20 protein-coding genes are annotated in these 21,472 nt (G+C 66.5%); 8 read left to right on the top strand and 12 right to left on the bottom strand.

Going from position 1 to position 21,472, the window contains the following annotated elements; genetic code table 11:
* The 5 genes from P2G67_RS01290 to P2G67_RS01270 form a co-directional block, all read right to left on the bottom strand.
* The gene (locus P2G67_RS01290) at positions 1-1,038 is read right to left on the bottom strand and encodes a branched-chain amino acid ABC transporter permease (protein WP_275819233.1); all 1,038 of its coding nucleotides are present in this window, start codon (positions 1,036-1,038) and stop codon (positions 1-3) included.
* Complete coding sequence (locus P2G67_RS01285) at positions 1,035-1,931, bottom strand: branched-chain amino acid ABC transporter permease (protein WP_275819232.1); 897 nt, start codon at positions 1,929-1,931, stop codon at positions 1,035-1,037. Before P2G67_RS01285 ends, P2G67_RS01290 begins: the two co-directional genes overlap by 4 nt.
* On the bottom strand, positions 1,928-2,662 hold the full coding sequence (locus tag P2G67_RS01280; RefSeq protein ID WP_275819230.1) for an ABC transporter ATP-binding protein: 735 nt from the start codon (positions 2,660-2,662) through the stop codon (positions 1,928-1,930). The genes P2G67_RS01285 and P2G67_RS01280 overlap by 4 nt, the downstream gene beginning before the upstream one ends.
* Positions 2,649-3,467: an ABC transporter ATP-binding protein gene (locus tag P2G67_RS01275; protein WP_275819228.1), complete on the bottom strand. Its 819-nt coding sequence runs from the start codon at positions 3,465-3,467 to the stop codon at positions 2,649-2,651. Before P2G67_RS01275 ends, P2G67_RS01280 begins: the two co-directional genes overlap by 14 nt.
* Before the next feature lie 86 nt (positions 3,468-3,553).
* The gene (locus tag P2G67_RS01270; RefSeq protein WP_275819227.1) at positions 3,554-4,462 is read right to left on the bottom strand and encodes a MurR/RpiR family transcriptional regulator; all 909 of its coding nucleotides are present in this window, start codon (positions 4,460-4,462) and stop codon (positions 3,554-3,556) included.
* 137 nt (positions 4,463-4,599) lie between these two features.
* Between P2G67_RS01270 and P2G67_RS01265 the strand changes: the two genes are divergently transcribed.
* Complete coding sequence (locus P2G67_RS01265) at positions 4,600-5,283, top strand: cysteine hydrolase family protein (RefSeq protein ID WP_275819225.1); 684 nt, start codon at positions 4,600-4,602, stop codon at positions 5,281-5,283.
* A 33-nt stretch (positions 5,284-5,316) separates the two neighbouring features.
* Here P2G67_RS01265 and P2G67_RS01260 read toward each other — a convergent pair whose 3' ends face one another.
* Complete coding sequence (locus P2G67_RS01260; protein WP_275819223.1) at positions 5,317-6,246, bottom strand: restriction endonuclease; 930 nt, start codon at positions 6,244-6,246, stop codon at positions 5,317-5,319.
* Between the two features lie 153 nt (positions 6,247-6,399).
* Between P2G67_RS01260 and P2G67_RS01255 the strand changes: the two genes are divergently transcribed.
* On the top strand, positions 6,400-7,620 hold the full coding sequence (locus P2G67_RS01255; protein WP_275819222.1) for a GGDEF domain-containing protein: 1,221 nt from the start codon (positions 6,400-6,402) through the stop codon (positions 7,618-7,620).
* A 19-nt stretch (positions 7,621-7,639) separates the two neighbouring features.
* Here P2G67_RS01255 and P2G67_RS01250 read toward each other — a convergent pair whose 3' ends face one another.
* The 4 genes from P2G67_RS01250 to ndk form a co-directional block, all read right to left on the bottom strand.
* Positions 7,640-8,077, bottom strand: a complete 438-nt coding sequence (locus P2G67_RS01250; protein ID WP_275819220.1) for a GFA family protein — start codon at positions 8,075-8,077, stop codon at positions 7,640-7,642.
* A 115-nt stretch (positions 8,078-8,192) separates the two neighbouring features.
* Positions 8,193-9,395, bottom strand: coding sequence for an acetyl-CoA C-acyltransferase (locus tag P2G67_RS01245; RefSeq protein WP_275819218.1), 1,203 nt, complete (start codon positions 9,393-9,395; stop codon positions 8,193-8,195).
* A 17-nt stretch (positions 9,396-9,412) separates the two neighbouring features.
* The gene (locus P2G67_RS01240) at positions 9,413-11,026 is read right to left on the bottom strand and encodes an AMP-binding protein (RefSeq protein ID WP_275819216.1); all 1,614 of its coding nucleotides are present in this window, start codon (positions 11,024-11,026) and stop codon (positions 9,413-9,415) included.
* Positions 11,027-11,242: 216 nt separating this feature from the next.
* Positions 11,243-11,665: a nucleoside-diphosphate kinase gene (ndk, locus tag P2G67_RS01235; RefSeq protein ID WP_275819215.1), complete on the bottom strand. Its 423-nt coding sequence runs from the start codon at positions 11,663-11,665 to the stop codon at positions 11,243-11,245.
* A 147-nt stretch (positions 11,666-11,812) separates the two neighbouring features.
* Here ndk and P2G67_RS01230 point away from each other — a divergent pair, with 147 nt between their 5' ends.
* From P2G67_RS01230 to P2G67_RS01205, 6 genes are all read left to right on the top strand, one after another.
* A complete protein-coding gene (locus tag P2G67_RS01230; protein ID WP_275819213.1) occupies positions 11,813-13,714 on the top strand; it encodes an ABC-F family ATP-binding cassette domain-containing protein in 1,902 nt (633 codons plus the stop codon).
* Positions 13,715-13,821: 107 nt separating this feature from the next.
* Positions 13,822-15,408, top strand: coding sequence for a gamma-glutamyltransferase (gene ggt / locus P2G67_RS01225; protein WP_275819212.1), 1,587 nt, complete (start codon positions 13,822-13,824; stop codon positions 15,406-15,408).
* Positions 15,409-15,645: 237 nt separating this feature from the next.
* The gene (locus P2G67_RS01220) at positions 15,646-16,899 is read left to right on the top strand and encodes a sarcosine oxidase subunit beta family protein (RefSeq protein WP_275819211.1); all 1,254 of its coding nucleotides are present in this window, start codon (positions 15,646-15,648) and stop codon (positions 16,897-16,899) included.
* A gap of 12 nt (positions 16,900-16,911) precedes the next feature.
* On the top strand, positions 16,912-17,202 hold the full coding sequence (locus tag P2G67_RS01215) for a sarcosine oxidase subunit delta (RefSeq protein ID WP_275819209.1): 291 nt from the start codon (positions 16,912-16,914) through the stop codon (positions 17,200-17,202).
* Positions 17,199-20,198, top strand: a complete 3,000-nt coding sequence (locus P2G67_RS01210) for a sarcosine oxidase subunit alpha family protein (RefSeq protein WP_275819208.1) — start codon at positions 17,199-17,201, stop codon at positions 20,196-20,198. The genes P2G67_RS01215 and P2G67_RS01210 overlap by 4 nt, the downstream gene beginning before the upstream one ends.
* Complete coding sequence (locus tag P2G67_RS01205; RefSeq protein WP_275819207.1) at positions 20,191-20,802, top strand: sarcosine oxidase subunit gamma; 612 nt, start codon at positions 20,191-20,193, stop codon at positions 20,800-20,802. The genes P2G67_RS01210 and P2G67_RS01205 overlap by 8 nt, the downstream gene beginning before the upstream one ends.
* A 27-nt stretch (positions 20,803-20,829) precedes the next feature.
* On the opposite strand, the gene P2G67_RS01200 is transcribed toward P2G67_RS01205, so the two are convergent.
* Both P2G67_RS01200 and P2G67_RS01195 read right to left on the bottom strand, forming a co-directional pair.
* The gene (locus P2G67_RS01200; protein WP_275819206.1) at positions 20,830-21,105 is read right to left on the bottom strand and encodes a hypothetical protein; all 276 of its coding nucleotides are present in this window, start codon (positions 21,103-21,105) and stop codon (positions 20,830-20,832) included.
* 54 nt (positions 21,106-21,159) lie between these two features.
* On the bottom strand, positions 21,160-21,453 hold the full coding sequence (locus tag P2G67_RS01195) for a Dabb family protein (RefSeq protein ID WP_275819205.1): 294 nt from the start codon (positions 21,451-21,453) through the stop codon (positions 21,160-21,162).
* Positions 21,454-21,472 lie beyond the last annotated feature (19 nt).

Here is a 21,472-nt window from a genome sequence, read left to right as displayed (position 1 = left end):
TCAAACCTCCCGTTCTTCACCAGGTGAAAGGGGCCTCCCGGCCCGGGACCCTGCCGCTTTGCGCCGCAGGAAGGATGGTTCAGCGCTGCCAAAAAAGCCCTGAGGGCGCAGCAGCAACATCGCGATCAGCAGGACGGCAATGACGATCTGGACCAGACCATAGGCGCCCATGGCCTGCTCGATAGGACGCAGGGCTTCGCTGAGAAAGGTCAGGGCGATCGCTGCCAGCGCCGCGCCAACCAGGCTGCCGCTGCCACCAATCACCACCATGACCACCAGCATGAAAGCCAGCGCAATCCCGAAGGAGCCCGGCGTCAGATTGGTCAGGAGATGCGCCCAGAGCACGCCGCCGACGCCGGCAAAGAAAGCCCCAAGCGAGAAGGCGGCCAGCTTGGCACGCGCTCGTGGCACCCCCATGCAGGCGGCCGCCATCTCATTCTCCCGGATCGCCAGCAGGCTGCGCCCGATCGAGGAGTGCTTGAGCCGCCAGCAAACCAGCAAGGCCGCCGCCAGCCAGCCGAAGATCCACCAGAGATCGGTGTGGCGCGGTATGCCGTTGAGGCCGAGCGCCCCGCGGGTGGCACCGTCGGCGTTGTTGATCACGACACGCAGGATGATGATCAGCCCCAGGGTCGCCACCGCCAGATAGTGTCCACGCAGGCGCAGCACCGGAAAGCCCGCGATTGCCGCAACCAGCGCGGCGGCAATGCCGCCGGCCAGTGTCGCCGGGAAGAGGGACCACTCAACGCTCGCCAGCCACTCCGGCAGCGCCGGCAGCATGAAGCCCTTGCGATTGGCCGGAAAGGTGAGGACGGCCCCGACATAGGCCCCCACCATCATGAAGGCGGGGTGGCCCAGAGAAAAAAGCCCGGTCAGTCCGTTGGAAAAGCTGAGGCTGATTGCCAGCATGGCGTAGATGCCGGCGAAGCCGAGCACCGTGCGCTCATAGCCGCTGAGCGAGCCCTCGGCATAGGCCACCAGGGCAATGACGACCACCGCCAGCAGTCCCCATGCGAGATGGTGACGGCCCACACTCATGCCCGCTCCTCCGTCGAGCGGCCCATGAGTCCATTGGGGAGCACCAGCAGGATCAGGATCAGCAGACCGAAGACGAAGGCATCACGATAGGAGCCGAAGGACGGCGGCAGCAGGCCGACGAACAGCACCTCGGCAAAGCCCAGCAGGTAGCCGCCCAACACCGCACCGACGAGGCTGCCCACACCGCCGATCACCGCAGCGACAAAGGCTTTGAGGCCGGGCACGAAGCCCATGAGCGGATCAATCTGCCCGGCGCGCCCTGCCCACAGCAGACCGGCAAGACCGGCCAGCGCCCCGCCGAGCGCGAAGGCGGTCGCGATAGCCTTGTTGACCCGGATGCCCATGAGGCGCGCGGCCAAAGGGTTCTCCGCCGTCGCCCGCATGGCAATGCCCATGCGCGTCCCGCGCACGAAGTAGGTAAGGCCCAGCAGCACCAGCAGGGTCACAGCCACCGTGACGATTTCCAGCACGGTCATGCGGGCGCCGAGCACATCCAGATTGGTCCGCATCCAACCCGGCAGGTTGAAGGGCCGCGGCTGACCGGACAGCAGCAGAATGCCCAGGTTCTGCATCAGGATCGAGACACCGAGCGAGGTGATGAAACCATTGACCTGAGGTGCGGATCGCTGGGGCCGGAAGGCGATGAAGTCGATCAGCATCGCCAGGATGGCACCGATGGTCAGCACGGCCAGGACGGCGGCCCAGAGCGGAAAGCCGAAGACCAGCAGGATGGCAAAGGCGGAGAAGGCGCCGACCATCAACACGTCGCCGTGGGCGAAGTTGATCAGACGCACGATGCCGTAGATCATCGAGAAGCCGACCGCCACCAGGGCATAGACCGACCCCAGCACCAATCCGTTGATCATCTGTTGCAGCAGATAGCCGCCGGTCATGCTCCCTCCCCTGCCGGTGCCAGGCCCAGATAGGCTTCCTGCAAACGCGCATCCTCGGCCAATTCCGCCGCCAAGCCGGACAGGGTGATGCGGCCATTCTCCAGGACATAAGCCCGGTCGGCGATCTCCAATGCCATGCCGGCATTCTGCTCCACCAGCAGCACCGTGGTGCCGCGTCCGCGGATCGTCTCGATCACGTCGAAGATCCTGTCCACCATCTGCGGCGCCAGCCCCAGCGAGGGCTCGTCGAGCAGCAGCAGGCGCGGGCGCGACATCAGCGCACGGGCGATGGCCAGCATCATCTGCTCGCCGCCGGAAAGCTGTCCGGCCAGACCGCCAGCGCGCTCACGCAGGATCGGAAAGAGGTCGCCCATTTCTGCAAGGTCGCTCGCCACCTCGCCGTCGCGGCGCAAGAAGGCGCCCATGCGTAGGTTCTCGGCCACACTGAGTCCAGCAAAGACCTGCCGCCCCTCCGGGCAGTGGGCAACGCCGGCAGCGACGATGCGATCAGGCGCCAGGCGGAGCAGGTCATGCTCGCGGCCGTCCATGCTGAGAACCGCGCGCCCGCCTCGCGGCCGCAGCAGGCCGGAGATGGTCAGCAGCGTTGAGGTCTTGCCGGCACCATTGGCGCCCAGCAGCGCCACGATCTCCCCGGCCTTTACCTCCAGGTCGAGGTTGTGCAGCACCTGCGAGGGGCCGCGCCAGACGTCGAGGCCATCAAGCGTGAGCATCGGCGGCCTCCGCTGTGCGCCGCTTACGGCGTGCGCTGCCCAGATAGGCCTCGATCACCGCCGGGTCCTGCTGAATCTCCGCCGGCGCGCCATCGGCAAGCAGGACGCCGCGGTTGATCACCTGGATGCGCCGGCAGAGCGCCATCACCAGGCGCATGTCGTGCTCCACCACCACCAGCGTCAGATCCGGGATGCGCGCGACCAAGTCCTGCAGCATGGTGGTGAGGCTGGCGGTTTCCGTCGCGTTCATGCCGGCAGCGGGCTCGTCGAGCAGCAGGACCTTCGGCCGGGTCGCCAGCGCGCGGGCGATCTCGACCTTGCGCTGCAGGCCATAGGGCAGGTCGCCGGCACGCCGGTCGACCATCTCCTCCATGTCCAACTGGGCCAGCAGGGCGGCCGCGCGCTCCCGCAGGGCGCGTTCGCTCCGGGATACGGAGGGCAGTCCCAGCAGCGTCGCCAGCCAGCCGGCGCCCTCGCCCCGGTGCGCGCCGACGGCCACATTCTCCCAGACGCTGAGATCACGGAAGAGCCTGATATTCTGGAAAGTTCGCGCGATGCCCGCGACAGCGAAGTCTTCGGGCTTGGTGCCGGTCAGGTCACGCCCCTCCAGGCCGATTCGCCCGCTTGTGGGAGCCAGCACACCGGTGAGCAGATTAAAGGCCGTGGTCTTACCGGCGCCGTTCGGCCCGATCAGCCCCAGGACCTCACCCTGGCTCAGTTCGACGGAATAGTCGGAGAGCGCCACCAAGCCACCGAAGCGCTTGGTCAGCCCCTCTGCCTTCAGGGTCACGCCCGATGTCGCCATGCCCATCCCAACCGTTATCTTGCGAAATGCACGTTACAGAGATCGTTTCAAAACATCAATCGGTAACGAATAGTACGATTGTTCCATCACTTATGATCGCCGGGCGCACCGGGTTCCGCGCCCCAAAGTGCCTGCCTGTGGCGCTCGATCGCCTCTATCCGCTGCCGCGAGCGCGACCAGACCTGCTCATCATAGGCCTGGGCCAGAACCTCCACGAAGGCGATCATGCCAACCAGGCTGTCCCAGCGGGAGGGACCGTCCACTCTTGTGCGGAAAACCAGGTCGGCCACCTCGGCGGCGTCGGACATCCACTGGTCGGTGATCAGCACCACACTGGCACCGCGCGCCGCGGCGAGGCGGGCCGTGTCGACGCTGTCGCGCTGATAGCGGCGGATGTCGAAAAGGATGAAGAGGTCCCGGCGCCGCAGGTCGGCCAGGAGATCGGCACGGCGGATCAGGTCGTGGTCCATCAGGCGCACCCGCGGCCGCATCTTGCGCAGATGAAACTCGAGGTGTCGGGCAGCCACGTCGGTGAAATCGCCGCCCAGCAGGTAGACATCCCTGCGCTCATCGCTGAGCGCGCTGACCAGACGGTCGAGTTCGCCGCGCTCGCACATGGCAAGGCTGTCGCCGATGGTATCGCTCAGGCGCCTCCCCAGTTTCGCCAGCCCCGAGGCCGCGCTGTCGGCCTCGGGGGGCCGGGTCAGAGGATACTGTGCCTGCGCTTCCAGTTCGCGCCGCAGTTCGCGCCGGAAATCGCCATAGCCGTCGAAACCCAGCTTGGCGATGAAGCGCAGGATGGTCGGTGCGCTGACCCCAGCCCGCTCGGCAAAAAGAGCGACGGTCTCTATGCCGGTTGTGGGGTAGCGCGCGAGGAGTGCCCGGGCGGCGCGCCGCTCCGCATTGGTGAGCGAGGGCAGACTGGCGGTGATGCGATCGGCCAGGGTGGCCGGTCGCCTGCCGGTGCCTGTGCCGGCGCTGGTGCTGGTGGGCAAGGGCACCTCCCGCGTTGAGCATGAAGTACCGCCATCGTTACGAAGTTGCGTGATAAGCGCAATCCTGTAATTACAGTTCCGAAAACCTGCGCTGCCGTGCAGGGATCGCTCTCATCCTTGATCTGGAGTAACAGGCTATGTCGACAGCACTTCCGGCCATTGACGCCCCCGGCGGGATCTACCGCGAGCGCGCCATCGTTCCCCAGCGTACCGCCTTGCTCTCGGTGGACATGCAGAATGCCGAGTACAGTTCGGAGCTGTTGCAGCGTGCCCGCACCGCGGGCGACCCGGCCGAGAAGATGCTGCCCTTCCTGGAGCGCCTGGAATCGGTGGTACTTCCAGCTCAGCAGCGCCTGCAGGCTGCCGCGCGGGCGGCAGGCATCGAGGTCATCTACACCGTAATCGAGAGCCTGACCCAGGACGGCCGCGATCGCAGCCTCGACCACAAGATCTCACGCCTGCACCACGCCAAGGGCTCCTGGGAGGCGCAGGTGATCCCGGCCGTGGCGCCGCAGGGTGACGAAATCCTGATCCCCAAGACCGCATCGGGCATCTTCAATGCCACGAACATCGAGTACGTGCTGCGCAATCTCGGCATCGACTACCTGATCGTCTACGGCGTGATGACCGACCAGTGCGTGGAATCGACCGTGCGCGATGCCGCTGATCGCGGTTATCTGGTCACCCAGATCGAGGATGCCTGCGCCGCCGAGACGCCCGAGGGGCATGCGCGGTCCATCGAGGCGATGAAGGGCCACTACTGCCGCACCCGCTCCGCCGACGAGATGATTGCCGAGATCCAGTCGCTGACGGCCAAGTAGGGAAGCGCTCCGCCCAGGCGGGCCGGCGAGGACTCAGTCGAGAAAGAAGTCCTCATCGACCCGCTTGAGGTGGAGCACCTCCTCAGTACGACAGCCCACCCCGTGGCGCACCATCAGCCCAGCCAGCGCATTCCCGTCCAGCAGGACGATGCGCTTGCTGAGCGAATCGGCCGTGGCATGGGCCTCGCGGGTGAAGGTGGAGGTGGTGACGAACACACCCTTGGCCGCCTTGAAGCGATCGAGGCTGCCGAAGAAGTCCCGGATCGCCCCGGCGCCAACGGGATTGCCTGTACCGTAGCGCTTGGCTTGGACATAGATCCGGTCCAGCCCCAGCGAGTCTTGGTCGATCACTCCGTCGACGCCGCCATCACCGGAACGCCCGAGCGCACGCCCCGTGGCTTCGGCGGAACCGCCGTAACCCATGGCGATGAGCAGGGCGACTACCAGGCGTTCAAAGAGGCTGGGCGGCGCTTCGATAATGCGATCCAGCAGATCGTGCCGCAGTTCCCTTTCGATCCGGCGATGCGCATCGCGCATGATCTCATCCGGCGTGCGCTCGTCATCCTGGGCAGGAGTGGTGATACTCACTTCAGGCGCATCGTCTCCGTTCTCGAACGCTGCCGCTCCCGCCTTGAAGGCGCGGAACGCGGCAAAGCGCTCAAGGTAGCTGTTGTCGATCCGCCCGCCCGCTTCGCACAGCGCCTGCTGGCCGCGCTCGGTCGTGCGGAAATGCCCGTGGCGCGTGGCTTCCACCAGGCCGGCCTGCTTCAGGTAGGTCTTGGCCCAGTGCACCCGGTTGGCAAACACCGTCTGCTTGCCGCTGGGCAGCAGCGCCTGCCGGTCCGTATCGCTCAAGCCCAGGGTTTCAGCCAGCCGCTCGACCGCCTGAGATACCTTGATCTCGCCGTCCCGTGCCACATCGAGGACGGGTGCCATCAGAGCCTGATAGTCGGGAATCGCCATGCCCCTCTCCCCCAATCGCGCGCAGCGCAGTCTTCTTTCTGCTGCCCACAGCTTATATTTGCAAAACCCCTCTGTCGATCTTCCCTCGGATCCCTGGTTGCATGCCGCCGGCAGGCATTGTTCAATCGAAAAGCGCTTGAGTTAGGCTAACGAATGGCAGCCCAGAGCAACGAGGAACCCCTGCCGCAACTGCACCCGATCACCGGGCAGTTTCGGGACCGCGGGATGGAGGCCGCCTTTCGGGAATCAGTCCTCGGCAGCGTCCAGCGCGACAGCCGCCTTTCTCTGTGCATCGCGGCAGCGATCCTGCTCAGCTTCTCGATTGCCGATTTCAGCTTCCTCGGCGTAACGCAGGAAAGCTGGCTGCTGCTGGCTATGCGGCTCACCGTCAGTAGCTGCTGCCTCTTCTTTGCGTTCCATCTCAGCCGGCACCCGGTGCTGCTGACGCGGCCCTGGCTGCACAGCGTTGCTCCGATCGTCATCGCGCTGTGCATCATTCTGATCGTACCGCTGCGCCCGACGACGCTGCCGACGCAGTTCACGGCCGTGATCATCGCGCTGCTTGCCTTCTATCTCTTCGTGCCCAACCTCTTGCAGGGCATCCTCCTGTCCAGCTTACTGCTCACGGCCGGCTTCCTTTTTGCCGCTTGGTTCTGGGCCGGCCTGCCGCCGGTTCGGGTCCTGACCCATGGTTTGCTTCTGAGTATGGCCAACTTCGTGGGCTTCGGCACAGCGCTGAGACTGGCGCGGCTCGAACGACGACAGTTCGCCTTGTTGTCGGAGGAGCGGCATTCCAACCACCGCCTGACCAGCGCCATGGCGGAACAGCAGCGCCTGGAGGAGCAGTTGCGCCATCGGGCGGAGCGCGACGACCTGACCGGTATCGCCAACCGCCGCCACTTCATGGAGCGGGCCCAAGGCGCCTGGGCGGAAGCGCGCGCCCAAGGGCGCCCCTTCAGCCTCTGCATGTTCGACCTGGATCACTTCAAGCGCGTCAACGACACCTGGGGACACGACGGGGGCGACCGCACCCTGCAGCGCGTGGCTGCCGCCTGCACGGAGGCTCTGCGGCCGGGCGATCTGCTGGGTCGCTTCGGCGGCGAGGAGTTCATGGTCGCCTTTCCCGACACGGACCTGGAGGAGGCCTGTGTCCTTGCCGAACGCCTGCGCGAGACCGTCGCCGGCCTCGCCCTGCCCGAGCCGATGACGGGTGCGCGCTTGACCGTGACTTTGGGCGTGGCCGCCGCCCTGTCGGACGAAAGCAGCCTGGAACCGACGATCAAGCGCGCCGACGACGCCCTCTATCGCGGCAAGCGCAGCGGGCGCAACCGCGTGGAGTGGCACACAGACGCGCGCCTGGTTTCTGCCAACTGACGAACCGGCGCGCCGGCCGTCATTCCCTCATCGTCTCGCCACTGCCTCCCATCTCGGTAGGGAAGTCCTTGAGCTTGGGCAGGCCGTCGGGAATGCGCAGCACAGCAGAGGCATAGTTGACGTGGACTTGCGGCTTGAAGGTCAGGTCCGGCAAAACGGCCGCATAGACGTCGACGAACTCGCCGGGCACATGCCGGGTCATGACATGGCCGCCGCAGCGACTACAGAACCGGCGGTGGCTGTCCTCGGTCTTGTTGTAGCCGGCCAGGAACTCCTCGCCCTTGGTCACCTCGACCGCATCGGGCCCCCAGAGCGCAAAGGCATTGACCGGACCGGCGCTCCAGGCCCGGCAATCCTTGCAGTGACAGTAGCCCATGGCAAAGGGCTCACCGCTCACGGCCACCTCGACCGCACCGCAAAAGCAGCTTCCGCGATAAATGGTCTTGTCATCAACCATGTGCCGTCCTCCCTCTTCCGACGCCGCGGCGGGCATGCGCGGCAGAGCGGCTCTTCGCCGCGCATATCACCATAATAATTAGACAGCGCCTGACGCAAACGTCCAGACGTGGGAATCAGCAGATTTCAAAGAGACCGGCCGCGCCCATGCCGCCGCCGACGCACATCGTGATCACCGCATAGCGCGCTTTCCGGCGCCGGCCTTCCAGCAGGGCGTGCCCGACCAGGCGTGCTCCGGTCATGCCGTAGGGATGGCCGATGGCAATGGCGCCACCGTTGACGTTCAGGCGTTCCGCAGGAATGCCCAGGCGCTCCTGGCAGTAGACCGCCTGGCAGGCAAAGGCCTCGTTCAGTTCCCAGAGGTCGATGTCATCAACGCCGAGGCCATGGCGCTCCAGCAGCTTCGGCACGGCAAAGACCGGGCCGATTCCCATCTCGTCCGGATCGCAGCCGGCGACCGCCATGCCGCGGTAGACGCCCAGAGGGGACAGGCCGCGGCGCTCGGCCTCGGCGCGCTCCATGACCACCACGGCGCTGGCGCCGTCGGAAAGCTGCGAGGCATTGCCGGCGGTCACGAACCGCCCCTGCGTGACCTGCTGTCCGTCGCGGAAGACGGGTTGCAGCTTCTTTAGGTCGGCCAGCGTTGTCTGCGGCCGGTTCCCCTCATCTTTCGTCAGAGTGACCTCTTCCTCCCAAGTCTCGCCGCTGGTCTTGTCGCGCACGATCTTGCGGGTGGTGAGCGGCACGATCTCTTCGTCGAACCGACCGGCCTCCTGGGCCTCGGCGGTGCGCTGCTGCGAGCGCAGGGCAAAGGCGTCCTGCGCCTCGCGCGACACGCCATAGCGCTCCGCCACGATCTCGGCTGTTTCCAGCATCGACATGTAGACGTCCGGGCGATGCGCCATCAGCCAGGGATCCCGCCAGCGACCAAGGTTCATCGCGTCGGTCTGCACCAGGGAGATCTGCTCGACGCCGCCAGCCACAGCGATGCCCGTCTCACCATGCAGGACCTGCTTGGCGGCGGTCGCGATGGTCATGAGCCCCGAGGCGCACTGCCGGTCGAGGGTCATGGCCGCAACGCTGGTGGGGAGGCCCGCGCGCAAGGCTGCCGGCCGCGCCACGTTCGCGTGGGTGGTGCCCTGCTGCAAGGCCGCGCCCAGCAGCACGTCCTCAATCTCTTCCGGCGCCAGACCCGCGCGCTTGACCGCCTCGGCAATGGCGTGGCCGGCCAGGTCCGGGGCTGTGGTGTTGTTGAAGGCCCCGCGATAGGATTTGGCCAGGGGCGTGCGGGCCGTGGAGACGATGACGGCTTCCTTCATCGGGCGATCCGATCCTTTCAGCGTTTCAGTTTGAGGCCGGCCGCCTCGCGGTCCCAGGTGTCGGCGGTCACGCCGTCCTGGCGCAGAACGTGCTTCTGCAGCTTGCCGCTGGCGGTCTTCGGCAGATCGTCGGTGATGCGCAGGTAGCGCGGCACCATGAAGCGCGGCAGCCGTTCGGCCAGGAAGAGAGTCAGTGCCTCCGGGTCGATGGTGGCGCCGGGCACCGGGGTGACCACAACCAACACCTCGTCCTCGCTGTGCGCGCTGGGCACGGCGACGGCAACGGCTTCCTTCACATCCGGGTGCGCCACCACCTCCGCCTCCAGCTCGAAGGAGGAGATGTTCTCGCCGCGCCGGCGAATGACGTCCTTCATGCGGTCGACGAAGAAAAAGCGCCCGTCAGGATCCTGGCGGAAGGCGTCGCCGGTGTGAAACCAGCCGTTGCGCATGGCCTCCACCGTCGCCTCGGCATTGCGATAGTAGCCCTTCATCAAGGCCCAGGGGCGGTGGCTGCGCACCAGCAGTTCGCCCACCTCGCCGCGCGGCACCTCTTGGTCATGGGCATCGGCCACACGCAGTTCGAACCAGGGCCGCGGCCGGCCGGCGAGACCCAGATCGTCCTCGCCGCTGTGGATCGGCCCGGCGCTGATCGGGCTGGCGATCTCGGTCATGTTGTAGACAGTGTAGAGCTCGACGCCGAAGCGGTCGCGGAACTTGGGCGCGTCCTCGCCGAAGGGGACCACGAAGGCCTTCCGCAGAGGGTGGTCCTTGTCCTCCGGTGTCGGCGGCGCCTTGAGCAGGAAGTTCGCCATCACCCCCAGAAGCAGAACCACGCTGCTCTCGGTTTCGCGCACTGCCTGCCAGAACGTCCCCGTCTTGAACTCCCGGATCATGGCCATGCTGCCGCCCAGCGCCAGCATGGCATAGACATAGAGCGTGGAGCCGCAATGAAAGATCGGCCCACAGATCATGCAGATGTCGTCCTGCGCGATGCAGTCGAAGGCATCGGGACCCATGGTATAGAGCTGCACGTAGGAGAAGACGACGCCCTTGGACGGGCCGGTGGTGCCCGAGGTGTACATGATCGCCTGGCTGTCCCAGGGCTCGATCGGCCGCTCCAAGGCCAGGCTCTCGGCAGGCGGCGGTGTATCAGGGTCAAGGAGCGGCGAAAGCGACAGGCCGGCAACCGGGGGCAAGTCTCCTGCTTCGGTGACCAGGATGCGCTCCACCTTGCCGGTTGCGATGTCGCTCAACCGCTCGAGGAAGTCAGGCTCGGCGATCATCAGGCGGGCATCGGCGTTGTCGAGAATGTGTGCCAGGGGTCGGCCACGCGCCGCGGTATTGATCGGGATGTAGACCGCGCCGAGATAGTTGATGGCAAACCAGGTCGTCAGCAGATCGGGCCCGTTACCCATCCAGCAAAGCACATGATCGCCCTGCTTCACGCCCTCGCGCTGCAGGACCGCCGCGCGCCGCTGCACCCGCGCCAGCGTCTCGGCATAGCTCCAGCCTTCGCCCGGCCAGAAACGCACGAAGTCGGCGTCGGGGCGCGCCACCGCCCAATGCTCCAGCATGTAGCGCAGCACGCAGCTGTCCCGCGCCGGTATGACGGAAACCGCATCCTCGGCCATAGAGCGCCCTCGCCTCCTCTGCTTGCCATCTGTCTGGGTGGTTCCGGTATAGCCACCGGAAATCGACGATCAGGCCCGGAAAGTGCAGCAGCGCCGGGGGCTTGTCAAAAGCAAGCAGCAGCTTGGTGTCTGCGGAAAAGAAAAGCCGGAGCAACCTCTTCAGCCGCCCCGGCTTTATCTGAATAGCTCACTTTCGTGAGCGGCTCACCCAGTCTCTCAGCCGACGATCTCGCACTCGGAGAAGAAGTAGGCGATCTCGTTGGCGGCATTCTCGGCGCTGTCGGAGCCGTGCACGGAGTTGGCCTCGATGGACTCGGCAAAGTCCCTGCGGATCGTGCCCGCGTCGGCGTTCTCCGGGTTGGTGGCACCCATCACTTCGCGGTTCTTGGCCACGGCATCCTCGCCTTCCAGCACCTGCACGACAACCGGGCCGGAGACCATGAAGGACACGAGGTCATTGAAGAAAGGCCGCTCACGGTGCACGGCATAGAAGCCTTCGGCCTGTGCCTGGGTGAGCTGGACGCGCTTTTGCGCCACCACCCGCAGACCGGCGGTCTCCAGGCGATCGATGATCTTGCCGGTGATGTTGCGGCGGGTGGCGTCGGGCTTGATGATCGACAGGGTGCGTTCGATCGCCATGGTGGTTGTCTCCTGATTTAGGGTCAAATTGCTCGAGAAAGCGAAATCGCGCGCCTTATAGCTGCGCCGGCGGCAAGCGGCAACCGCACCATAACTTCAATGTGCGCCCCTCTCGCCACCTCCGCGCGCGGCTGCTATCAAGGCGCCATGCTGCAGATCCAGGATCTTCTTTACCGCGTCGAGGGACGCGTGCTGTTCGAGCGAGCCTCGGCCACGATCAACCGCGGTTGGCGCGTCGGTCTCGTGGGCCGCAACGGCACAGGCAAGTCCACGCTGCTCAAGCTAATCGCCGGGGAGCTGAGCCCCGACGGCGGCGCCGTGGAGGTGATCGGCCGACAGCGCATCGGCACGGTGGCCCAGGAGGCGCCGGGGGGCGAACGCAGCCTCATCGACACCGTGCTGGCCGCCGACAGCGAACGCAGCCAGCTCCTCGAGGAAGCCCAGAGCGCCAGCGAGCCCGCCCGCATCGCCGAGATTCACGAGCGGCTGGCCGAAATCCGTGCCGAGAGCGCGCCGGCGCGTGCGGCGCGCATCCTCGCCGGCCTGGGTTTCGACGAGGCGGCCCAGCAACGGCCCTGCTCCGCCTTCTCCGGCGGCTGGCGCATGCGCGTTGCCCTGGCGGCTTTGCTCTTCGTCGAACCGGACTTGCTGCTGCTCGACGAGCCGACCAACCATCTCGACCTGGAGGCGGCGCTCTGGCTCGAAGGGCATCTGGCGAACTACCCCGGCACCCTGCTGCTGGTGAGCCATGACCGCGACCTGCTGAACCGCGCCGTGGACCGCATCCTTCATCTCGAAGGGGGCAAGCTCACCCTTTATTCGGGTGGCTACGACATCTTCGAGCGCACACGGCGCGAACGGCTGGAACACGAGGCGGCCCAGAATGCCCGGATCGAGGCCCAGCGCCGGCATATCCAGGCCTTTGTGGACCGCTTCCGCTACAAGGCCAGCAAGGCACGCCAGGCGCAGTCGCGCATCAAGATGCTGGAGAAGCTGCAGCCCAGCGTGACGCTGATCGAGGATGCCTCGATCACACTGAACTTCCCGAACCCCGAACCGCTGGCCCCGCCCATCCTGCAGCTCGAAAAGGCCGCTGTGGGCTATGCGCCGGGCAAACCTGTGCTGCGCAACCTCAATCTGCGCCTGGACATGGACGACCGGATCGCGCTGCTCGGCGCCAACGGCAACGGTAAGTCGACCCTCGCGCGCCTGCTGGCCGCACGCCTCGACCCCCTGGAAGGGCGCTGCCACCGGGACCGCAAACTGCGCGTCGGCTACTTCGCGCAAGACCAGGCCGAGGCGCTCGATCTCTCCCGCTCGGCCATGGACAATTTGGCCCGTCAAATGCCAGAGGCGACAGCCCAGGCCCTGCGCGACCATCTCGCGCGTTTCGGCCTCGGCGGTGACCGGGCGACCACCAAGGCCGGCGATCTCTCCGGTGGCGAGAAGGCGCGGCTGCTCTTTGCCATCATCAGCCGCGAAGCGCCGCACCTGCTGATCCTGGACGAGCCGACCAACCATCTGGACATCGACGCACGAGACGCACTGGTCCAGGCCTTGGGGGCCTATGAGGGCGCCGTGGTGCTGGTCAGCCATGACCCCCGCTTGGTGGAGTTGGTCGCCGACCGGCTCTGGCTGGTGCAGGACGGCAGAGTGCAGAGCTTCGACGGCGACATGAACGACTACCGCCAACTGCTCCTGGAACAGCGCCGGGCTGAGCGACGCGAGGCCAGAAGCGATAAGCCGCGGGACACCACGCCCACCCGCAAGAACCAGCGTCGCGCCGCTGCCGAAGCGCGCGCCGCCACCGCAGGCCTTCGCAAGGAAGCCCGTCAGGCCGAGAAACTCCTGGAAACCCTCACCGCCGAGCGACAGGCAGTGGAGCGGAAACTGGCCGACCCGAAGCTCTACGAAAGCCAGCCACAGGCGGTGCCCGAACTGCAAAAGCGCCTGGGCGAACTGGACAAGGCCATCGCCGAGGCTGAAGCAGCCTGGCTGGAGGCGGAAGAAGCCATCGAGGCAGCCATGGCGGAGGCCGGCGCCGCCTGACCGACGTTTGGCTCGTGGAACAGGCCCGGTGCTGGACCGCCTGCCCGCGAGCCGCTATCACAAAAGGCAAAGCCTTCGACACACGAGAGAAAGCGAGAATCTCGCCCATGCGCGATTTCCAGAAGAACGGTCGCTCCGCCCTCTACGCCGGCAGCGCCGCCGTCGCCACCTCCCACCCGCTGGCTTCCATGGCCGCGGTGGAAATGCTGCGCTCCGGCGGCAATGCGGTCGATGCTGCCCTGACCGCCTGCGCCGTGCTCTGCGTCGTGGAGCCGCACATGACCGGCATCGGCGGCGACTGCTTTGCGCTCTATGCTCCGGCGGGCGCCTCCGAGCCCGTCGCGATCAACGGCTCGGGCCGCGCGGCCTCCGGCGCCTCGCTCGACTGGTACCGGCAGGAAGGCTTCACCAAGATTCCGGAAGACGGAGCGCACGGCGTGGTCGTTCCCGGGTCTATTGCTGCCTGGTGCCGTTTGGCCGAAGACCACGGCCGCAAGGACATCGGCGAGATCCTGGCGCCTGCCATCCGCTATGCTGAGGAAGGCTACGTCATCACGCCGCGCGTGGCCTGGGACTGGGAAAAACTGGTGCCGCGCCTGGCAAACGACTCGGTGGCACGCGAACTGCTCCTGGTTGACGGCAAGGCCCCGGCGCTCGGCACCCGCCACCGCCAGCCGAAGCTGGGCGCAACACTCCGCCGGATCGCCCTGGACGGCGCAAAGGCCTTTTACAGCGGCCCGGTGGCCGAGGATCTGGTCGGCCGCCTGCAGGCTCTGGGCGGCCATCACAGCCTGGAAGATTTCGCAGCGGCAAAAGCCGACTACGTGACGCCGGTTTCCACCGACTATCGGGGCTACCAGGTCTATGAGTGCCCGCCCAACGGCCAGGGCATCATCGCCCTGATGATCCTCAACATCCTCTCCGGCTATGACATGGCCGGCCTGGACGAGGTCACCCGCACGCACCTGATCGCCGAAGCCACCAAGCAAGGCTACGCCCAGCGCGATGCCTTCATCAGTGACCCGGCCGCCATGTCCGCCATGACGGAACAGCTGCTCTCTGAAGAAACCGCCAAAGCGTTGCGCGCGCGCATCTCGCCGAATGAGGCCGCAGACGCCCCGGCTCTGGATCTGGGCGGCTCGGAACACCGCGACACGATCTGCCTGTCCGTCGTCGACCAGGACGGCAATGCCATCTCCTTCATCAACTCCCTGTTCCACGGTTTCGGAAGCTGCGTCATCGGTCCGGAGTCCGGTGTGGTGCTGAACAACCGTGCCTCCTCCTTCCGGCTGGAGCCGGGGCACATCAATGCCTTTGCTCCCGGCAAGCGTCCGATGCACACGATCATCCCGGGAATGGTCATGCAGGATGGCGCCGCCCTCATGCCCTTCGGGGTCATGGGCGGGCACTACCAGGCGAGCGGCCACGCCGCTTTCCTCACCTCGGTGCTCGACGAGGACATGAACATGCAGATTGCCATCGACCGTCCGCGCAGCTTCGCCCACGACGGAGTTCTGGCACTGGAGACCGGGTTTACGGAAGACCAGGCCGAGGCCCTGCGGGCACTGGGGCACAAGGTGAAGTTTGTCGAGAGCCCTCATGGCGGCGCCCAGGCCATCCGCATCGACCGGGAGTGCGGTGCCCTGATCGCCGCCTCCGATCCACGCAAGGACGGCTGCGCGCTCGGCTGGTAAGCGCCAATTAGGCTCGTTCACCTACAGCCGCAGGGAGCTGCCGTTCCCTGCGGCTGTTGCTTTTCAAGGCTTTGCGTCTTTTTGGGCGATGTCGCGTCTTTGCGTTCCAGGCGTCGCCCCGTGATTGTTGCCGTAGAACGAAAGTGCCTAGCCTGCTCTGCAGCGGCAAAGCGGATCTGAGGGCGCGAACTGGCGCCCGTCCGCTGCAGCCGGAAGGCAAATCACAGCGGCGCAAGCATGACCCATTATTCCATTTTCAGCCTGGTGAAGGGCGCCCTCTGCGGCCCCGGCGCCTGGTCGCCTGCCTGGCGCGAACCGGAGCCGAAAGCCGAGTACGACGTGGTGATCGTCGGCGCCGGCGGACACGGGCTCGCCACCGCCTACTATCTGGCGAAGGAGCACGGCATCACCAATGTCGCCGTGCTGGAAAAGGGCTACCTTGGTGGCGGCAATACTGGCCGTAACACCACCATCGTGCGCTCCAACTATCTCCTGGACGGCAACGCCCACCTTTATGAGTGGTCGATGAAGCTCTGGGAAAACCTGAGCCACGACCTGAACTACAACGTCATGTTCAGCCAGCGCGGCGTCCTCAACCTAGCGCACAGCGACGCGCAGATGGATGCCTTCCGCCGCCGCGGCAACTCCATGCGCCTGAACGGCATCGATGCGGAACTGCTCGATCGCGAGGGCGTGCGGGCCATGGTGCCCCACCTCAACTTCGAGGACGCGCGCTTTCCGATCTACGGCGGCCTGCTGCAGCCGCGCGGCGGCACCGCCCGCCACGACGCCGTCGCCTGGGGCTTCGCCCGCGCGGCCGACTCCCGCGGCATCGACATCATCCAGAACTGCGAGGTCACCGGCATCCGGCGCGAGGGCAATCGCGTGACCGGCGTCGAGACCAGCCGCGGCTTCATCGGCGCCAAGAAGATCGGCATCGCGGTGGCGGGAAACTCCTCGCGCCTCGCCGCCATGGCCGGGCTGCGCCTGCCCATGGAGAGCCACCTGCTCCAGGCCTTCGTCTCCGAGGCCCTGAAGCCGGTGATCGACACGGTCGTGACCTACGGCGCACATCACTTCTACGTCAGCCAGTCGGACAAGGGCAGCCTGGTCTTTGGCGGCGACCTGGACGGCTACAACTCCTATGCCCAACGCGGCAATCTGCCGGTGGTGGAGGACGTGATCACCGCCGGGCTGTCGCTCTTTCCCAACCTATCGCGCGTCAAGCTGCTGCGCCATTGGGGCGGCGTGATGGACATGTCCATGGATGGCAGCCCCATCATCGGCAAGCTGCCGGTGGAGGGACTCTACCTGAACGGCGGCTGGTGCTACGGCGGCTTCAAGGCCACGCCGGGCTCCGGCTGGGTCTTTGCCCACACCATCGCCAACGACCAGCCCCATCCGATCAACGAGCCCCTCAGCCTCGAACGTTTCGAGACGGGCGCGGTGCTCGACGAAAAAGGCGCCGGCCCGGTGCCTGGCCATCATTGAGGCAAGTATAGCATGCGACTTCCCTGTCCCTGGTGCGGAGACCGCGACCTCAACGAATTCGGCTATGGCGGCGATGCCACGCTGCAGCGCCCTGCCGACGATGCGCCGATGAAGGAATGGGTCGATTACGTCTTCTTCCGCGACAACCCCCGCGGCAGCCATCGTGAGCACTGGCAGCACATCCAGGGCTGCCGTGCCTGGATCGTCGTCGAACGCGACACCCTGACCCACGAGATCACTGGCAGCTGGCCGGCCAATGAGATGGTCGTAGCCGCCCCTGCCAAGTCCGAGGTGACGCCATGAGCGCGGCCAAGGCAAACAAGGCACAGCCCCACCGCTCGCCCGACGGCGGACGGATCGACCGCGGCACACCGCTCTCCTTCCGCTTCGATGGACAATCCTATCAGGGTTATGCCGGCGACACCCTGGCCTCAGCGCTGCTGGCCAATGGGGTCAAGCTGGTGGGACGCAGCTTCAAGTACCATCGCCCGCGGGGCATCCTCTCCGCCGGGGTCGAGGAGCCGAACGCCCTGGTGCAGCTGCGCAGCGGCGCCCGGCACGAGCCGAACCTGCGCGCCACCGTGGCAGAGCTTTATGACGGTCTGGAAGCCACCAGCCAGAACCGCTGGCCGTCGCTGGCCTTCGATGTCAGCGCCATCAACAACGTCTTTTCCGCCTTTCTGGGGGCCGGCTTCTACTACAAGACCTTCATGGGCCCGACCCGGGGCGCCTGGCATTTCTATGAACGTATCATCCGCAAGGCCGCTGGCCTCGGCACCGCGCCGACGCTGCCGGACCCGGACCGCTATGAGAAGGCCCATGCCCACTGCGACCTCCTGGTCGTGGGTGGTGGTGCTGCCGGCCTCGCCGCTGCGCTGACCGCGGGCCGCAGTGGAGCGCGCGTCTTCCTGGTGGAGCAGGACAACGAGCTGGGCGGTGCCCTACTGGGTGAAGCGGCCGGTGCCGGGCTTGCCTGGGCCACAGACGCAGCCAGCGAGCTGGCCAGCCTGCCCAACGTGCGCATTCTCACCCGCACCACGGCCTTCGGTTTCTACGACCACGGTGTCATGGGGCTGGTGGAGCGGGTGGCCGATCACCTGCCTCAGCCGGGTGCGCATCAGCCGCGCCAGCGGCTCTGGACCCTACGGACCAAGCAGGTCGTCATCGCCGCCGGCGCCCACGAGCGCCCGCTGGTCTTCGGCGACAACGACATTCCCGGTGTGATGCTGGCCGGCGCGGTCCGGCGCTACCTGCATCGCTGGGCCGTGACGCCCGGCGAGCGGGCGACGGTCTTCGCCAACCACGACGAGGCCTATCGCACCGCCCTGGATCTGGCCGATGCCGGCGTCGCCGTGGCAGCGGTGGTGGATCCGCGGCCGGTGCCGGGCGGCGATCTGCTGCGGGCCCTGGCGGAACGCGGCATCGAGCATCTGAGCAATCACGTCGTGGTCCGCGCTCGCGGCGGCCGTCATCTGCTCGGCGCCGAAGTGGCGGCGCTAGATGCAGACGGCAATCCCACAGAGCCCACCCGCTTCATCTCCAGCGACCTGCTCGCCATGTCGGGCGGCTGGAACCCGGCGGTGCAACTGCACGCCCAGTCCGGCGGCAAGCCGCAATGGGACTCCCGCCTCTTCACCTTCGTTCCTGGGACATCCAAGCAGGCCGAGCGCTCTGCCGGTGCCGCCGCCGGCCACATGACCCTGGCGTCCGCGCTTACCGACGGCGTCAGTGCCGCCGGTGCGGCGCTGGAGGCGCTGGGACACGCGCTCAAACCGATCGACCTGCCGGCCGTCGAGCCGGAGGCCGAAGCCGTGCCGGCGCCCTTGTGGGAGGTTTATACCCGCAAGGGTAAGCGTTTCGTCGACTTCCAGCACGACGTCACGGCCAAGGACCTGGATCAGGCAGTGCGCGAAGGCTACCGCGCCCCTGAACACGCCAAGCGCTACACCACGCTGGGCATGGCCACCGACCAAGGCAAGACGGCCAACGTCAATGCGCTGGAAGTGCTGGCCCGGGCCCGCGGCGAGGCGCGGGAGAAGCTGGCGCAGACCACGTTCCGTCCGCCCTACACCCCGGTCAGCCTGGGCGCCTTCGGCGGCCGCGACGTGCTGCGCCACTACCATCCGATCCGGCGAACGCCCATGCATGCCTGGCACGAGGCGCAGGGTGCCGTGATGGTGGAAACCGGCCTGTGGATGCGGCCGCGCTACTATCCGCGAGGCAACGAAACGCTGTTCGAGGCCATGAACCGCGAAACGAGGCACGTGCGCGAGAAGGTCGGCATGGTGGACGTCTCGACCCTGGGCAAGATCGACGTGCAGGGACCCGACGCCGGCGAGTTCCTCAACCGCATCTACGCCAATGGCTTCAAGAAGCTGCCCGTGGGCAAGGCCCGTTACGGCGTGATGCTGCGCGAGGACGGCATGGTCTTCGACGACGGCACCTGCTCGCGCCTGTCGGAAAGCCACTACCTGGTGACCACGACCACGGCCAATGCGGCGCGGATCCTCAGCCACATGGAGTATCACCTCCAGACCTGCTGGCCGGACCTGCGGGTGCATGTCGCCTCGGTCACCGACCAGATCGCCGCCATGGCCATTGCCGGGCCACGCTCGCGCGCGGTGTTGGAGAAGGCGGTGGAGGGAGCCGAGGTCTCCAACGAGGCCCTGCCCTTCATGGGCGTGGTGCATGCCCGCATCGCCGGCAAGCCAGTGATCATCTTCCGCATCTCCTTCTCCGGCGAACTCGCCTATGAAGTCGCGGCCGGCGCCGATCACGGTCTGGCGGTGTGGGAAGCCCTGATGGAGGCCGGACAGGACTCCGAGATCATGGCCTATGGCACGGAAGCCATGGCGGTGATGCGCATCGAAAAGGGCCATGCCGCGGGGCCCGAGCTCAGCGGACAGACCACCGCCGCCGACCTTGGGCTGGGCAAGCTCTGCTCGACGAAAAAGCCCTACATCGGCCACCGCCTCAAGGAACGGCCCGTCACCGCCGACCCGCACCGTCCGGCGCTGGTGGGGCTGGTCTCTCTCGAGGACAACAAGCGCATTCCCGGCGGCGCCCAACTGGTCGAGGACCCGAAGGCGCAGGCGCCGGTGCCGATGCTGGGCTATGCCACCAGCCCGACCTACTCCATCACGCTCAACAAGAACATCGCGCTGGGCCTGTTGAAGGACGGTGCGGAGCGGATGGGCACGACGCTTTACGCCACCAACCCGCTGAACAACACCACCGTCAAGGTGGAGGTGGTCTCTCCCCACTTCTTCGATCCCGAAGGAAAGCGCCTGCATGCCTGAGCGTTTGTCCGCCCTCGAGGGCGCCTATCATCCCGGCCTTCACGGCACCACGGACCCGGCAGCCGCCCGCCTGTCTTCGAGTGAGCGGCGCGGCCTCTCCGTGGCTCTCGTCTCCTGCTTTCCGGAAGACCGGGAAGCGGTGGCCGCCACGCTGCGTGAGTTGGTGGGACTGGAACTGCCGGCCCCGAGTCGGGCCCATGAGAACGAGGCCGGCGCTCTGCTCTGGCAGGGCCCGGACCGATGGCTCGTCGTGGTGCCCGAGGACAAGCGGCCCGATCTGGTCCGGACGCTGCGCGACGCTTTTGCCGATCGTCCGGCGGTGGCCGTGGCCGACATCAACCACGCCCGCTGCGTCATCCGCATCGCCGGTACAAAGGCGCGCGATCTGCTGGCCAAGGGCTGCGGGCTGGATCTCATTGAGGAGTCCTTCCCCGCCGGCCATTGCGCCCTCACCCGATTTGGGCATCAGGCCGTGACGCTTCACGCGCGGGCGCGCGAGGAAATCGATCTCTACGTCACGCGCAGCTTCGCACTGGCGCTCTGGGAGGAGCTGCTGGACCTGGGCGCAGAGTACGGTCTCCGGGTGGAAGAACCGCTCCGCTGAGGCTATAGGCAGCCGCCGCCGGTGATATCAGGCGACGGCGTCCGGCTGCGCAAGCTCCCGCTCAGCCTCACAGGCACGCCGGAACAGCCACACCCCGGACAGTGCCGCCAGTGCCAGCGCGACGACACCGCCGGCCAGGGCAAAGCTCTCGGACAGGTGCAGAAGCCCGATAATCGCCCAATCCAGGCCGATACCGAGCGCCAAGACGGCATCGAACATGATGATGCCGGCACAGAGCGCGGCAAAAATAGCGCCAATGGACAGGCGGGTGGCACGCTGGGATGTCGGCAGGGCAGCCTTCACGGTCAACTTCTCCATTCTGGACCGGCCCACTGCGGGCCGAAGCGCAACAGGGCGTCAGGTTACGTCGGCGCGAACGTCTGCGGCAACGCGCAGATCGCGCAGCGGCTTCACCTGGCGAATGCACTCCGCATAAGTCGGGTGTGCCTTGTAGGCCTGCAAGGCCGCCTCATCCTCGAATTCTCCGTAGACCACCAGATCCACTTCCGAGGAGAACTGGTCGCGACGGATATTCTGGCCCACTTCGAAATGTCGCACGCTGGGGATGGTGCCGAGCTGCATAAGCAGCTCTTGAATCCGCTCGATATCCTGCGGATCCTTGGCGGAGAAGAAGACAATGTGACGCAGCATGGCGAGGTTTTATCTCCCG

The sequence above is a fragment of the Aquibaculum arenosum genome (assembly GCF_029222965.1).
Lineage (GTDB): Bacteria > Pseudomonadota > Alphaproteobacteria > Kiloniellales > DSM-21159 > Aquibaculum > Aquibaculum arenosum.
The sequence above is the reverse complement of the archived record's forward strand: the minus strand, read 5'-3'. Positions and strand labels throughout refer to the sequence as shown.

Coding starts and splice junctions, on each gene's coding strand:
- P2G67_RS01290 (WP_275819233.1), bottom strand. CDS start 1,038: ATGAGTGTGGGCCGTCACCATCTCGCATGGGGACTGCTGGCGGTGGTC.
- P2G67_RS01285 (WP_275819232.1), bottom strand. CDS start 1,931: ATGACCGGCGGCTATCTGCTGCAACAGATGATCAACGGATTGGTGCTG.
- P2G67_RS01280 (WP_275819230.1), bottom strand. CDS start 2,662: ATGCTCACGCTTGATGGCCTCGACGTCTGGCGCGGCCCCTCGCAGGTG.
- P2G67_RS01275 (WP_275819228.1), bottom strand. CDS start 3,467: ATGGCGACATCGGGCGTGACCCTGAAGGCAGAGGGGCTGACCAAGCGC.
- P2G67_RS01265 (WP_275819225.1), top strand. CDS start 4,600: ATGTCGACAGCACTTCCGGCCATTGACGCCCCCGGCGGGATCTACCGC.
- P2G67_RS01260 (WP_275819223.1), bottom strand. CDS start 6,246: ATGGCGATTCCCGACTATCAGGCTCTGATGGCACCCGTCCTCGATGTG.
- P2G67_RS01255 (WP_275819222.1), top strand. CDS start 6,400: ATGGCAGCCCAGAGCAACGAGGAACCCCTGCCGCAACTGCACCCGATC.
- P2G67_RS01250 (WP_275819220.1), bottom strand. CDS start 8,077: ATGGTTGATGACAAGACCATTTATCGCGGAAGCTGCTTTTGCGGTGCG.
- P2G67_RS01245 (WP_275819218.1), bottom strand. CDS start 9,395: ATGAAGGAAGCCGTCATCGTCTCCACGGCCCGCACGCCCCTGGCCAAA.
- P2G67_RS01240 (WP_275819216.1), bottom strand. CDS start 11,026: ATGGCCGAGGATGCGGTTTCCGTCATACCGGCGCGGGACAGCTGCGTG.
- ndk (WP_275819215.1), bottom strand. CDS start 11,665: ATGGCGATCGAACGCACCCTGTCGATCATCAAGCCCGACGCCACCCGC.
- P2G67_RS01230 (WP_275819213.1), top strand. CDS start 11,813: ATGCTGCAGATCCAGGATCTTCTTTACCGCGTCGAGGGACGCGTGCTG.
- ggt (WP_275819212.1), top strand. CDS start 13,822: ATGCGCGATTTCCAGAAGAACGGTCGCTCCGCCCTCTACGCCGGCAGC.
- P2G67_RS01220 (WP_275819211.1), top strand. CDS start 15,646: ATGACCCATTATTCCATTTTCAGCCTGGTGAAGGGCGCCCTCTGCGGC.
- P2G67_RS01215 (WP_275819209.1), top strand. CDS start 16,912: ATGCGACTTCCCTGTCCCTGGTGCGGAGACCGCGACCTCAACGAATTC.
- P2G67_RS01210 (WP_275819208.1), top strand. CDS start 17,199: ATGAGCGCGGCCAAGGCAAACAAGGCACAGCCCCACCGCTCGCCCGAC.
- P2G67_RS01205 (WP_275819207.1), top strand. CDS start 20,191: ATGCCTGAGCGTTTGTCCGCCCTCGAGGGCGCCTATCATCCCGGCCTT.
- P2G67_RS01195 (WP_275819205.1), bottom strand. CDS start 21,453: ATGCTGCGTCACATTGTCTTCTTCTCCGCCAAGGATCCGCAGGATATC.